A 12,992-nucleotide genomic window follows, 5' to 3' on the forward strand; every position below is an offset into this window, starting at 1 on the left:
AAAATCCGTATCAGGGCCTCGCCGAAGGTGCATTCAACACAAGGAGAAGACACCATGTTCAAGCACATTCTGGTTCCCATCGATGGCTCCGACATCGCCGCGCTGGCGGTGTCCAAGGCGGCAGAGCTGGCCAAGACCTTCGGCAGCGCCGTAACCGCCCTGTACGTGGTGGACCCGTATCCGTTCACCGGCGTCGGTGCCGATTTCGCCTATGGCCAGGCCCAGTACCTGAGCGCTGCCACAGCCGAGGCGAATACGGCACTGGACGCCGCTCGCACTGCCCTCGCGGCGGCTGGCGTGCAAGTAACCACGGTCGTGGGCGAGGGCCACACCGTGCACGACGGGATCGTGAGCGCCGTGCTGAGCACCGGTGCCGACCTCATCGTCATGGGCTCCCACGGCCGCCGCGGCCTTGAAAAACTGGTGCTGGGCAGCGTCACGCAGCGCGTGCTGGGCGCGGTGCACGTGCCGGTGCTGGTCGTGCGGACCTGAATCCCGGTTTTGAATTTGTGCTGCGCCCCTGGCACTGCGCTGGAACAAAAAAAATGGCTCCAAGAAGGAGCCATTTTTTCTTTGATACAGAGCTTCGGGAGTCGCTACAAGCTCAGCGCAGCGGTCCTGGCTAGGCGTTTCGTCGCAGACAGTACTGAAAGTACGGCAAGACGGAACAACGACGCCAGGAGAGCTTTTAGCGGCTCCTACCCCGTTACTCGATCTTGGCGCCGGAGGCTTCCACTATGCCCTTCCATTTGGCGTAATCGTTTTTCATCAAGGTACCGAACTGCGCGGCGGACATGGCTTCGGGCTCGGCGCCCTGGGCCTGGATGGCGGCCTTCATGTCGGCAGTGGCCAGCAGCTTGTTGATCTCGGCGTTCAGGGCCGTGACCACGCTGGCCGGCGTGCCGGCGGGTGCGAACACGCCGTACCAGGTGCTCACGTCAAAGCCCTTGAAGCCCGATTCGGCCACGGTGGGCACGTCGGGCAGGGACGAGCTGCGCTTGGCCGAGGTCACGGCCAGAGCACGCAACTTGCCCGACTTGAGCTGGCCCATGGCCGAGGGCACGGAGGACATCAGCAAATCCACGTTGCCGGCCATTGCATCCATGAGGGCCGGGTTCGATCCCTTGTAGGGGATGTGGCTGAGCTTCACGCCCGCGGCCTTCTCGAACAGGTCGCCCGCCAGGTGGATGGAGGTGCCGTTGCCGGGCGAGCCATAGGTGACGGTGCCGGGCGCTGCCTTGGCGGCGGCGATCACGTCGGCCAGGGTCTTGTACTTGGAGTTGGCGCTGGTGGCGATGACCACGGGCGTGTAGGCCACGTGGGCCACGGCGGTCAGGTCCTTGGTAGGGTCCCAGGGCAGGTTCTTGTACAGCCAGGGGCCGATGACCAGGTTGTCCTTCTGGCCCATCACGATGTCATAGCCCGTGGGCGCGGCCTTCACGGCCTCGCCGATGCCGATGGTGCCGCCGGCGCCGGCCTTGTTGTCAGCCACCACCGTCCACTTGGCGCTTTCGGTGAGCTTGGTGGCCACCAGGCGCGAGAGGATGTCGGTGCCGCCACCGGGCGGGAAGGGCACGATCAGGCGGATGGGCTTGTTGGGGTAGGCGGCGGCAGGGGCCGGTGCCTGCGCATGCGCGGTGGTACCCAGGGCAAGGGCCAGCGCGCTGAAGGAAATCAGGGTGCGAATCATGGTGAAAGATGTCTCCGTCGGTTCAATGGTTGGGGCGGCCGCTTCAGGCGCGCTCCACTCTGCTGATCTGGGCCAGCACCTGTGGATGATCGCTGATCCTCCACAGGGCCGGCCTTGCCAATACGGGGTGGCAGCATCGCCACCGGCGATGGCAGGTGTCAGAGGCGTTCGAAAATCGCCGCAATGCCCTGGCCGCCGCCGATGCACATCGTCACCAGCGCATAGCGCCCCTGCACGCGCTGCAGTTCGTGCAGCGCCTTCACGGTGATCAGCGCGCCCGTGGCACCGATCGGGTGGCCCAGCGAGATGCCCGAGCCATTGGGGTTGACCTTGGCCGGGTCCAGCCCCAGGTCCTTGGTCACGGCGCAGGCCTGGGCGGCAAAGGCCTCGTTGGCCTCGATCACGTCCAGGTCGTTCACCGTGAGGCCGGCTTTCTTGAGCGCCAACTGCGTGGCCGGCACCGGGCCGATGCCCATGTACTTGGGGTCCACGCCGGCATGGGCGTACGCCACCAGGCGCGCCAGCGGCTTGGCGCCGCGCGCCTTGGCGGCGCCGGCTTCCATCAGCACCAGGGCGGCCGCGGCGTCGTTGATGCCCGAGGCGTTGCCGGCCGTCACCGTGCCGTTCTCCTTGAGGAACACGGGCTTGAGCTTGGCCATGTCCGCGAGGGTTGCGCCGGGGCGAAAGTGCTCGTCGGTGGCGTACTGCACGTCACCCTTCTTGGTCTTCAAGGTCACGGGCACGATCTGGTCCTTGAACAGGCCTGCCTCGGTCGCGCGCTCGGCGCGGTTGTGGCTTTCCACGGCGAGCTGGTCCTGGTCTTCGCGGCTGATGCCCCACTTGGCGGCGATGTTCTCGGCCGTCACACCCATGTGGATGTTGTGGAACGGGTCGTGCAGTGCGCCCATCATCATGTCCACCATCTTGGTGTCGCCCATGCGCGCGCCCCAGCGCATGTTCAGGCTGGCAAAGGGGGCACGGCTCATGTTCTCGGCACCGGCGCCGATGGCCACGTCCGTGTCGCCCAGCAGGATGGACTGGCTGGCGTTCACGATGGCCTGCAGGCCCGAGCCGCACAGGCGGTTGACGTTGTAGGCGGGCGTGCCTTCACCGCAGCCGCCGTTGATGGCGGCCACGCGCGAGAGGTACATGTCCTTGGGTTCGGTGTTCACCACGTGGCCGAACACCACGTGGCCCACGTCCTTGCCTTCCACATTGGCGCGCGCGAGCGATTCGCGCACCACGAGGGCGCCGAGTTCGGTGGGCGGAATGTCCTTGAGGCTGCCGCCAAAGGTGCCAATGGCGGTGCGCACTGCGCTGACGACGACGACTTCACGGGTCATGGGAGTCTCCTTGGAAAAATGGAATGCTATGGGCTTGCAACGCCTGGATGGCAGACGCTGGCAGCTATGAAAACAAGGGCGGCTGAAACTGGCGCGCGACAGGCCAGTGCCGCCGTGGAACTGGCTTTGCCAGGCCACTGGCGGCGTCCCTCTGGGGGGAAGACGCGAAGCGGCTCAGGGGGGTCATGCTTCTCTTACATCGGCCACCGGGTTGGTGCCGAAGTCTGCGCGCTCCAGCCAGGCGAGCACGCGGGTAGCGGCATCGGCAGGTGATGCGAGCTGGCCACCGGCCTTGAGGTTGGCGAAATTCTCGCGGTCCGGGAACGCCTCGGGGGCGGCACCACGCAGTTGCACCTGCATGTCGGTGTCGATCACACCGGGTGCCAGTGAGCAGACCTTGGCGCCATGGGGCTTGTGGGCCTCGTCCAGCGCCACGCAGCGCGTGAAATGGTCCATGCCGGCCTTGGCCGCGCAGTAGGCCGCCTGCGAGGCCATGGCGCGCCGGCCCAGGCCCGAGGAAATATTGAGTACCTTGCGTGCCGTGTCGGTCCAGCCCTCGGTGGCGTGGAGGAAGGCGGCTGTGAGCTGCATGGGCGACTCCAGGCCCACGCGCAGCGCGTTGGCCAGGTCGGCGGGGTCGCTTTCCGACAGCGGGGCGATGCGCGGGATGGTGCCGGCGTTGTTGATCAGCGTGGCGCTGGCAAAGCGGCCCGGAGTCTGCGCCGCCAGCCAGTCTTTCAGGCGGGCGGCGGCCTGCTCGCCCTGTGACAGGTCTTGCTGCCACTGTTCGAGCGTGGCGCCCGAGGCCTGGGCGGCGGCGGTCAGCGTGTCCTGGGTGTTGCGGGCCAGGCAGACGAGGGTGTTGGCCGGGCCTTGCAGCAATTGCTCGGCCATGGCCAGGCCCATGCCGCGCGAGGCGCCAGTGAGGATGAAGAGGTGTTGGGGTTGGGACATCCCGCCATCGTACTGCGCCCGCTTGGTTCTATGGCGCAGTCGGGGATTCCAGGGCCGCCAACAGCAGGGTCAGCTTGCCATCCAGCGCCGCCAGGTCGGCGGCCTTGAGCGGCGCCAGGATGCGGTGTTCGTTGGCCACATGGGCCTCCACCGCTCGGTCGATCAGGGCCAGCCCTGCGGGCGTGAGCTGCACCAGCATGCTGCGCGCATCGTCGGGGTTGGGCAGGCGCACCACGAAGCCGCTGGCCTCGAGCTTGTGCATGCGGTGCGTCATGGTGCCAGAGGTGACCATGAGCGTGGAGAACAGGGTGGTCGGCGCCAGGCAATAGGGCGCGCCCGAGCGGCGCAGCGTGGCCAGCATGTCGAACTCCCAATAGCTCAGGCCGAACTCGGCAAAGGTCTCGTCCAGCCGGCGCTGCAAAAGGGCCGCGCAGCGCTTGATGCGGCCGATGGGGCCCATGGGTGCCACATCCAGGTCGGGGCGCTCGCGGTGCCACTGCGCCAGGATGGTGTCCACGGCATCGGGTGTGCGTTGGGGTGCGGGCATGGCAGCTTGAGTTGTCTTGATTTCAAGATTTTATGTTAGAGTTATTTATCTTGATTTGAAGATAAAAAATGCCTGAGACAACCCACCGCATAGCCTGGGGCGATGTGCTCCTGACCGCGCTGGCGCCCACCATCTGGGGCTCCACCTACATCGTCACCACCGAGCTGCTGCCGCCCGACCGGCCCTTCACGGCCGCGCTGCTGCGCACTTTGCCCGCCGGCCTGTTGCTGGTGCTCTGGTGCCGCCAGGCACCCGCCCTGCAGGATCTGCGTGGCTGGGCGCGCCTGCTGCTGCTGGCCGCGCTCAACATCGGCTTTTTCCAGGCGCTGCTGTTCGTGGCGGCCTACCGGTTGCCCGGTGGCGTGGCCGCTGTGGTGGGCGCCATCGGGCCGCTGCTCATGATGGGGCTCACCTGGGCGGTCGACCATCGGCGCCCGCCCGCGCTGGCCATGGCGGCCGGGGCACTCGGGGTGGCGGGCATGGCGGCGCTGCTGCTGTCACCCGGCGCCGCGTGGGACATGTTGGGTGTGGTGGCCGCGCTGGCGGGCACGGTGTGCATGGCCTTCGGTACCTTTCTCGCGCGGCGCTGGCAGTCGGGTGGCCTGCCGGTGCTGGCCTTCACGGGTTGGCAATTGCTGGCCGGCGGCGCCATGCTGCTGCCCGTGGCCTGGGCCGTGGACCCGCCGCTGCCCGCACTCACGGCCATGCAGGTGGCGGGCTACGCCTACCTGAGCATCGCCGGCGCGCTGCTGGCCTATGCACTGTGGTTCCGCGGCGTGGCGCGGCTGCCGTCGGTGGCGGTGTCGTCGCTGGGTTTGCTGAGCCCGGTGGCGGCCGTGCTGCTGGGTTGGGCGCTGCTCGGGCAGGCCCTGCGCGGTACGTCTCTGGTGGGCGTGGTGGTGGTGCTGGCCAGCATTCTGGCCGTGCAGTGGGCCATGGCGCGGCAGGCCCCGGTCGCCCCGGCGGCTTAGAAATCGGGCGCCAGATGGAATTGCAGCGGTTCGCCGGTGGCCGGGTGCGCCAGTGCCAGGTCGCTCGCATGCAGCAGCAGGCGCGGCGCCAGGGCCTGCGTGGCGGCATCGGCGTACAGCGCATCGCCCAGGATGGCATGGCCCACGGCGGCCAGGTGCACGCGCAGCTGGTGGGTGCGGCCGGTCACGGGCTCGAGCAGAACACGCGTGGTGCTGGCCGATTCATCATGCGACTCGGCACGCCAGCGCGTGAGGCTGGGCTTGCCCAGAGCGGCATCGATCACCCGCAAGGGGCGGCGCTCCCAGTCGGCAGCGATCGGCAGGTCGATCTCGGCCCAGGTGCCGCCATCGGCTTGCCCCATGTGCCCTTGCACCACCGCCACGTAACGTTTGTGCACCTGGCGCTGCTCGAAGGCCAGGCCCAGCCGGCGTTGCGCGTCGATGTGCCGTGCCATGAGCACCAGGCCCGAGGTGGCCTGGTCCAGCCGGTGCACGATGAGCGCGCCGGGCCAGCGCTGCTGCGCGCGGGCGCTCAGGCAGTCCTGCTTGTCCGGCCCGCGGCCGGGCACGCACAGCAGGCCTGCGGGCTTGCGCAGCACCAGGATGTCCGCGTCCTCGTGCACTGCCTGCACGGGCAGTGCGCTGTCATCAGCCGGTGCCATGGCCATGGATGAGCCGGTGCACGGTGGCCACCAGCTCTTCCACATCGTTGGGCTTGTGGATCAGCGCGTTGGCGCCTTCGGCCATGGCGGCCTGCTCGATCTCGGTGGTCACGTAGCCCGAGGCCAGGGCCACCGGCAGGTCGGGGCGTATCCGGCGTGCCTCGCGCACCAGGTCGGTACCGACAAAGCCGGGCATGTTGTAGTCGGTCACCAGCAGGTCGTAGCGCTGTGGGTCGGCCCGCAGTGCGGCGCTGGCTTCGTGCGGGTCGGTGTAGCCGCTCACCTCGTAGCCGCGGCGGCGCAGCAGGCGCTGCACCAGGAAGACCAGGGCCTGGTCGTCGTCCACGTACATCACGTGGGGCTTGCGCTGGTCGATCTGCGCCGTGGCCTGTGGCGCGGGCGCAGGCGGCGGTACCAGTGCTGGCGCCGCCTCGGCGCTGCCGGGTGCTACGGGGAAGTACAGCGTAAAGCGGCTGCCATGGCCCGGGATGCTGCTCACGTCCACCGCGCCTTCGTGCGTGCGCATCACCCCATGCACTACGGCCAGGCCCAGGCCCGTGCCCTGGCCGACAGGCTTGGTGGTGAAGAAGGGCTCGAAGATGCGCTGCAGCGTGGCCGCCTCGATGCCGGGCCCGTTGTCGCGCACTGCGAGGGCCACGTAGTGGCCTTCCGCCAGGCCCAGGCGCTCGCTCAGGCGCTTGTCGGGCTGCACGGCGGCGGCTTCCACGTGGATGCTGCCGCGCGCATTGCCGATGGCGTGGACGGCATTGGTGCACAGGTTGAGCAGGGCCTGCTCGACCTGGGTGGCGTCGGCCAGCACCGGGGGCAGGTCCAGCGGCAGCTGCATGTGCAGCTCGATCGCCGGGGGCAGGGTCACGCGCAGCAGGCGCTCGGTGTCGTGCACCACCTCGCCCAGCGGCACGGCGGTGCGCTGCGGCGGCTCGTTGCGGCTGAAGGTCAGGATCTGGCGCACCAGGTCGCGCGCGCGGCGCCCGGCCTTGTCGATCTCGCGCAGGCTCTCCAGCGCGGGCGAGCCCGGTGCGCTGTCGGCCTTGGCCAGCTCCACATTGCCCAGGATGGCGCCCAGGATGTTGTTGAAATCGTGTGCGATGCCTCCGGCCATGGTGCCCACGGCCTGCATCTTGTGCGATTCGCGCAGCTGCGCCTCCAGCTCGGTGCGGTGCGCCTCGGCCTTCTTGCGGCCCGTGAGGTCGCGGGCGAACACGGTGGTGGTCTCGCCCTCTGCATGGCGCTCGAACGATACGCTCACCTCCACCGCGAGCTCCTTGCCGCTGGCCGTGAGCGCCGTCATTTCGCCCAGCATGGCCTGCGTGGTGAGCTGCGCAAACGACAGGCCCTGGGCCGCGCCGGGCAGAAAGCGTTCGAGCGGGCTGCCCAGCGCATCGCTGGCGCTGCACTGGAACAGCGCCGCCGCCGTGGGGTTGAATACGGTGATGTGCTGGTGCTGGTCCACGCAGATGATGGCGTCGAGCGCCGAGTTGATCACCGCCTCCAGCCGCTTCTCGCTGGCGTACAGCTGCTCGTTGCGCTGCTGCAGGGCCTGCGCGCTGTGCTGCAGCGCCCGGCGCTCGGTGAGCAGCGGGCCCTGGTCGATCACCGCGCACAGGTACTGCGACACCGGCGGGCCGCCGCCGGCCTGCGGTGCCTCGATGTGGGCGATGTGCAGGTCGCCCTTGATGCGCAGCTCCTCCCCGATGTCGAAGACCACCTCGTTCACCTCGCTGCGCCCCAGGTTCTCGGCCTGCGCGAAGGCGTTGTGCACGCGGTCCACGTCGCCCGCGCTCACAAAGGGCATCAGTGCGCTGAGAGGGCGGTCGCGCTCCGTGGGTTGGAACGAGCGGTGCGCCATGGAATTGGCCTGCACCACCATGTCGTGCTCGTCGATCACCATCAGCGCCAGCGGCATGCTGGCGAACAGGGTCTCGAAGCGCTCCGAGGCGCTTTCGGCAACGGCCTGGCTGTAGCGCAGCACCTTGTTCTGGCTCTCCAGCTCGGCCTGGTAGGCGCGCAGGTCGGCCACCAGGCCCCCGGCGGGGCTGTCGGGGGACGCCAGCGCATCGTCCGCGGCCACACCAGGTGCGGGCGAACGCCGGGAGGGGTCCAGGAAAGACAGGTCCGGTTCACTCATGGACAAAAAGCGATCAACAAGGCCGGCGCACGCAAGGGGCGTGTGCCATGCCGGGCAGAGGGTGGAGCAAACAAGTGTAAGCCTCCCCGGAACCCCCATGCCGCGCATGGATGGGGGCGATTGTTGACCGAATAGGAACAATCCTTTTCCCGCGCAGGGCTTACTGAACAAGCGGTCAGTACCTACAGTTCATCCACTGGCATTTCGTTGCCGCCAATCCACCTATGACACCAAGGAGCCTTTGTCATGACCACAGCCACCCACACCCCCGCAGCCAACGAACTGCTCGACAAACTGCAATGGCGCTATGCGGCCAAGAAGATGAACGCCGACAAGAAGGTGCCTGAGGACAAGGTCGAGCGCATCCTCGAAGCCGCCCGCCTGGCGCCCACCTCCAGCGGCCTGCAGCCGTTCGAGATCATCGTGGTGACCGACCCCGCAGTGCGCGCCCGCATCCAGCCCATCGCCTGGAACCAGGCCCAGATCACCGACGGCTCGCACCTGCTGGTGTTCGCTGCCTGGGACAACTACACGGCTGATCGCATCAACATGATGTTCGACCTGACCAACGAGCAGCGCGGCTTCAAGAACGAAGGCTGGGAAAATTACCGCCAGATGCTGCTGGGCATGTACCCCCAGCGGGATGCCGAAGTGAACTTCCAGCACGCCGCCCGCCAGGCCTACATCGGCCTGAGCGCTGCCCTGATCGCCGCCGCCTTCGAGGGCGTGGACTCCACGCCCATGGAAGGTTTCGACCCCAAGGCCCTGGACGAAATCCTGGACCTGGGTGCGCGCAACCTGCGCAGCGTGGCCATCTTGCCGCTGGGCTACCGTGCCGACGAAGGCGACTGGCTGGTGAACCTCAAGAAGGTGCGCCGTCCCCGCGAACAGTTCATCACCGAGGTGTAAGTCCCGCGCCTGCCCACCATGGGCCGGCCTCTCCCCGGTTGCATTTCTCTCCTCCGCCGTCTCCTTGACGTTGATCCGCCCGCCGCATACCGTGGTGGGCGGTTTTTTTTGCGGTGGATCAACGTGCCGCAGCGGGCGCATCGGTCACCTGGCGCAGCGGCGTTAGCACGAAGGCCAGCGCCACCAGCACCACCAGCGTGCCGCCGCTGGCCGCAAACAGCTGGGTGAGCGTGATGCTCTTCATCAGCCAGCCGGTCACCGCCGCCGAGATGGGCGCCAGGCCCATGAAGATGAACATGAACAGGCTCATGGCCCGGCCGATCAGCATGGGCGGCACGCGCTGCTGGATCCAGGTGAACACGCGCACCTGCATGAAGCCGCCCAGCAGGCCGATGGCCAGCATCAGCGCAGCGCCCTGCCACACCGCGTTGATCATGCCCATGGGGATGAACAAGAGGCCGATGATGGCGTCGAACACCAGGATGGTCAGCCCCAGGCTGCCCACGCGCAGGCGCGGGAACATGCCCGAGGCCACCATGCCCGCCAGCGTGCCCGCGCCGTGGGCGCCGAGCATGGTGCCAAAGGCGGCGGCGCCCAGCGTGGGCGTGCTGCTGGCCAGCACCGGCACGGCGATGTGGATGGGCCCCATGATGAACAGCGCAATGGCGCTCCAGTAGAGGAAGCAGGTGCGCAGCTCGGCATCGCGCCAGAAGTGCGCCAGGCCCTGCGCCACCGAGGCCAGCACAGCCTGCGGCGCGGCGCTGCTGGCAGCCGCTGGTGCGGCGGCCGCGAGCGTTCGCACCTTGGCCAGTGTCCAGGCCGAGACGCCGAAGCTCAGCGCGTCGAGCGCGAAGGCAATGCCAATGCCCGTGGCGCTGGCGGTGCCTGCGCTGCCGTCACCGAACAAGACGATCAGCAGGCCGGCGAGCAGCGGCCCGAGGAACATGGTGAGCTGGCGCAGGCCCAGGCTGATGCCGTTGGCCGCCTGCAGTTGTGCGCGCGGCACCACGTGCGGCATCAGCGATGTGCCCGCCGGGATGCTGAAGGCCGTGGCCAGGCCAATCGCCAGCGACAGCGCGTAGACCATCCACAGCGTGAGCGTACCCGTGAGCACCAGGCCGCTGAGCAGCGCCAGCAATACCAGGTTGATGTACTTGGTGAGCATCAACACCTCTTTGGGGGAGTAGCGGTCCACCAGCGCGCCGCCGATCAGGATGAACAGCGCGCGCGGCACGCTCATGAGCGCCAGCACGGTGCCCAGCACCAGCGTGTCGCCGGTCATCTGCAGCACCAGCCAGGGCAGGGCGATCAGCGTGAACTGGTCGCCCAGCATGGTGAGCGCGGAGCCGCTGGTCAGCCAGCGGAAGTTGGGGTCGCGCAACAGCGCTGCGCGCGGGTCGGCCCTCGGCGGGGCCGGGTTGTCGTGGGTGGATGGCATGGTCTTCCTTCGAGAAAAAATGGAACGGCTGAAATCGGTCGCAGGCAGGCGCTGGCTGGACCTGCTCCCGTGCGTGGATGGGGAATGCCTGTTCATACGGATTTGCCTTTAACCGCATAGCGTCGTTGGTTCGCCTTGCCGTGCTACAGCACTGTCTGCGGCTCCCGCCTAGCTATACGATCAAATGCAAATCCGCATCAGGCAGTGCGCGCTGGCGGTGCCTGGGGTCGCAGCGGCTGAGCCTGCAGTGCATGCCGGGGCGTCAGCAGCCGCAGCAGGCTGCTGGCCAGCGCCAGGCTCCACAGCAGCGCCGCCGCGTGCCCAGCGAGCGCCAGGGCCGTGGGCAGCCAGCGGCCAGGGCCCCCAGGGGCCAGCAAGGCGTCGACCACCACGCCAGTGAACAGGAAAATGGCGAGCGCGAGCGCTTCAGGGTGCGTGAGTGCTTCGGCCAGGACGCAGGCCACCAGCAGGCAGGCCGTGCCCGCCAGCGCGTACAGCGGCCAGTGGCTTGCCGGGTGAAGAAGCAGTGCCCGCCAGGGGGTGGGAGTGTGGGGCGATAGGTGTGGCAGGGGGCTCATGTGTCGGTCCGTTGGCTGCTGTTGGCAGCGTGTCGGGTCCGACTGTGAGGCCTCACGTTGCGTGAGGGTCAAGCCTTCTGGAACACTTTTTTCGGCGATTTTTCAGCGGCGTGCGTGGCAGGGGAGGCTGCCGCGGCAGGTAGCAGCAGCGCCGCCCTCAGGTAAGCGCGCACAGGCGCACTCAGGGGCGAGCCCGCCTGCAGCAGGGGTTCCTGTTCGGACGCTGCGATCAGTTTCTCGCGCAGCGCGGGGCTGCCGTACGTCAGTTGGCCGAACAGCTGGTCCCAGCGCCGGGCTGCGGCGATGGCATCCGGGTGCTGCGTGGGTACGCCCTGGGCCAGCAGTTGCTGCACCTGTGCCTCCAGTTCGGCCCACTGCGCATGGGGCACGTGACCCAAGCCGCGCAGATCATCACGGGTCACGTACTTTTCGAGCAGCACCATGCGCAGCTTGATCGCCGTTTCGACGAACTCGATCATGTCGCCGGGCGGCGCATGGTTGCGCCCCTGGGTGCTGGGCTCGGTGCGGAACATGTGGCCCCAGCGGTCCAGCAGGTCGATGTCGCCACCCATCCAGTGCAGCATGAGCGCCATCCAGCGGTAGGCCAGTGCCTGGACTTCGGGGCTGTCGGGTGGCAGCTGGCGGTCCATGGCGCTGCGCACCAGGTCCTTGACCACCAGCCAGTCTGCCTCGATCAGGCTCCAGTTGGTGAAGATCTGCTTGAGCTCTGCCGCGCTGAAGTACTTGCCGTAGGTGGTCATCAGCGCCAGCGCTTCGAGCCAGTTGCCCATGTCGGGCTCGGCCCCTGCCATCAGACCGTCGCGCAGCATGGCCAGCCGCCCGCGCAGTTCGGTGGCCTGCGTGATCTGCTGGTCGAGCGCGCGGATCTGTTGGCCGATGATGCGCTCGGGCGCCATCCCTTCGCCGGCCAGCAGCTCGCCAATGTCGCTGAGCGCCAGCCCCATCTGGCGCATGGTCTGTATGCCATGCAGCCGTTGCACGTCGGCCTGGCTGTACAGGCGGTAGCCGGCCTCGGAGCGGCCCGAGGGCGCCAGCAGCCCGATCTCGTCGTAGTGGTGCAGCGTGCGCACCGTGAGGCCGGTGCGCCGGGCCAGCTCACCGACCTTCAGCAGCATGTGGCAGGTGCCCGTGCGCCGGTCACTTACTTGCCGACGGAGATCAGTTCGATCTCGAAGTTCAGCGTGGCGTTGGGCGGTATCAAGCCGCCGGCACCGTTGGCACCGTAGGCGATGGCGGGCGGGCAGGTCAGCTTGGCCTTGCCGCCGGGTTTCATGCGCTGCACGCCTTCGGTCCAGCAGGGAATCACGCGGTTCAGCGGGAACGAGGTGGGCTCGCCTCGCTTGTAGGAGCTGTCGAATTCCTTGCCGTCGAGGAAGGTGCCCTTGTAATGCACCTTGACGGTGTCGGTGGCCTTGGGCGACTCGCCCGTGCCGTCCTTGAGCGATTCATAGACCAGGCCGCTGGCCGTGGTGACGGGCTTGGCCTGTTGTGCCATGGCGGCGGGAGCGATCACGAGGCTGGCGAGCAGCAGGCACAGGGTATTGCGCAAAGGGTTCTCCTTGTGAGGATGGAATATTTTGGACAGGCGCGATCTTAGTCGTGTTCTTGTGGGTGCTGGTTTGCTTCTGTTGCGGTGGCTGCTTCTGTTATTGCGCGAAGGGCGGAGGCCGGGATGTGCGCCCGGCGGCGCAGTAACTTTCTCTTGAGTCGTCAAGAGAAAGTCACCAAAG

13 protein-coding genes are annotated in these 12,992 nt (G+C 67.7%); 3 read left to right on the forward strand and 10 right to left on the reverse strand.

Annotated features, from left to right (window positions below):
* Positions 1–54 precede the first annotated feature (54 nt).
* Entirely contained in the window at positions 55–492 is a 438-nt protein-coding gene (locus tag ASE31_RS28205) for a universal stress protein (protein ID WP_057206065.1), read from the forward strand.
* 214 nt (positions 493–706) lie between these two features.
* On the opposite strand, the gene ASE31_RS28210 is transcribed toward ASE31_RS28205, so the two are convergent.
* The 4 genes from ASE31_RS28210 to ASE31_RS28225 all read right to left on the reverse strand — a co-directional run bounded on the left by ASE31_RS28210 (position 707) and on the right by ASE31_RS28225 (position 4,534).
* Complete coding sequence (locus ASE31_RS28210) at positions 707–1,690, reverse strand: tripartite tricarboxylate transporter substrate binding protein (RefSeq protein WP_057206067.1); 984 nt, start codon at positions 1,688–1,690, stop codon at positions 707–709.
* Positions 1,691–1,848: 158 nt separating this feature from the next.
* Positions 1,849–3,033 (reverse strand): beta-ketothiolase BktB, encoded by a 1,185-nt coding sequence (bktB, locus tag ASE31_RS28215; protein ID WP_057206069.1) that lies wholly within the window; start codon positions 3,031–3,033, stop codon positions 1,849–1,851.
* A 183-nt stretch (positions 3,034–3,216) separates the two neighbouring features.
* Entirely contained in the window at positions 3,217–3,987 is a 771-nt protein-coding gene (locus ASE31_RS28220; protein WP_057206071.1) for an SDR family NAD(P)-dependent oxidoreductase, read from the reverse strand.
* Positions 3,988–4,015: 28 nt separating this feature from the next.
* Entirely contained in the window at positions 4,016–4,534 is a 519-nt protein-coding gene (locus ASE31_RS28225) for a MarR family winged helix-turn-helix transcriptional regulator (protein ID WP_057206073.1), read from the reverse strand.
* Between the two features lie 68 nt (positions 4,535–4,602).
* On the opposite strand from ASE31_RS28225, the gene ASE31_RS28230 reads away from it, so the two are divergent.
* Positions 4,603–5,505, forward strand: a complete 903-nt coding sequence (locus tag ASE31_RS28230) for an EamA family transporter (RefSeq protein WP_200961176.1) — start codon at positions 4,603–4,605, stop codon at positions 5,503–5,505.
* Here ASE31_RS28230 and ASE31_RS28235 read toward each other — a convergent pair.
* Entirely contained in the window at positions 5,502–6,167 is a 666-nt protein-coding gene (locus tag ASE31_RS28235) for an RluA family pseudouridine synthase (protein WP_057206251.1), read from the reverse strand. The two genes, ASE31_RS28230 and ASE31_RS28235, sit on opposite strands and share 4 nt — an antisense overlap.
* Positions 6,154–8,316, reverse strand: coding sequence for an ATP-binding protein (locus ASE31_RS28240; RefSeq protein WP_057206075.1), 2,163 nt, complete (start codon positions 8,314–8,316; stop codon positions 6,154–6,156). The genes ASE31_RS28235 and ASE31_RS28240 overlap by 14 nt, the downstream gene beginning before the upstream one ends.
* A 246-nt stretch (positions 8,317–8,562) precedes the next feature.
* On the opposite strand from ASE31_RS28240, the gene ASE31_RS28245 reads away from it, so the two are divergent.
* Positions 8,563–9,225 carry an NAD(P)H-dependent oxidoreductase gene (locus tag ASE31_RS28245; RefSeq protein ID WP_057206077.1) on the forward strand — a complete coding sequence of 221 codons (663 nt, stop codon included), beginning with the start codon at positions 8,563–8,565 and terminating at the stop codon, positions 9,223–9,225.
* Between the two features lie 118 nt (positions 9,226–9,343).
* Here the strand turns inward: ASE31_RS28245 and ASE31_RS28250 are convergent, their stop codons facing one another.
* The 4 genes from ASE31_RS28250 to ASE31_RS28265 form a co-directional block, all read right to left on the reverse strand.
* Positions 9,344–10,663 (reverse strand): MFS transporter, encoded by a 1,320-nt coding sequence (locus ASE31_RS28250; RefSeq protein ID WP_057206079.1) that lies wholly within the window; start codon positions 10,661–10,663, stop codon positions 9,344–9,346.
* A gap of 197 nt (positions 10,664–10,860) precedes the next feature.
* Complete coding sequence (locus tag ASE31_RS28255; protein WP_057206081.1) at positions 10,861–11,241, reverse strand: hypothetical protein; 381 nt, start codon at positions 11,239–11,241, stop codon at positions 10,861–10,863.
* Between the two features lie 68 nt (positions 11,242–11,309).
* Positions 11,310–12,377 (reverse strand): MerR family transcriptional regulator, encoded by a 1,068-nt coding sequence (locus ASE31_RS28260; RefSeq protein ID WP_057206083.1) that lies wholly within the window; start codon positions 12,375–12,377, stop codon positions 11,310–11,312.
* A gap of 26 nt (positions 12,378–12,403) precedes the next feature.
* Positions 12,404–12,757 carry an FKBP-type peptidyl-prolyl cis-trans isomerase gene (locus tag ASE31_RS28265; RefSeq protein WP_369819505.1) on the reverse strand — a complete coding sequence of 118 codons (354 nt, stop codon included), beginning with the start codon at positions 12,755–12,757 and terminating at the stop codon, positions 12,404–12,406.
* Between the last annotated feature and the right edge of the window lie 235 nt (positions 12,758–12,992).

The organism is Acidovorax sp. Root217, assembly GCF_001428645.1.
In the GTDB taxonomy this organism is placed as follows: domain Bacteria; phylum Pseudomonadota; class Gammaproteobacteria; order Burkholderiales; family Burkholderiaceae_C; genus Acidovorax.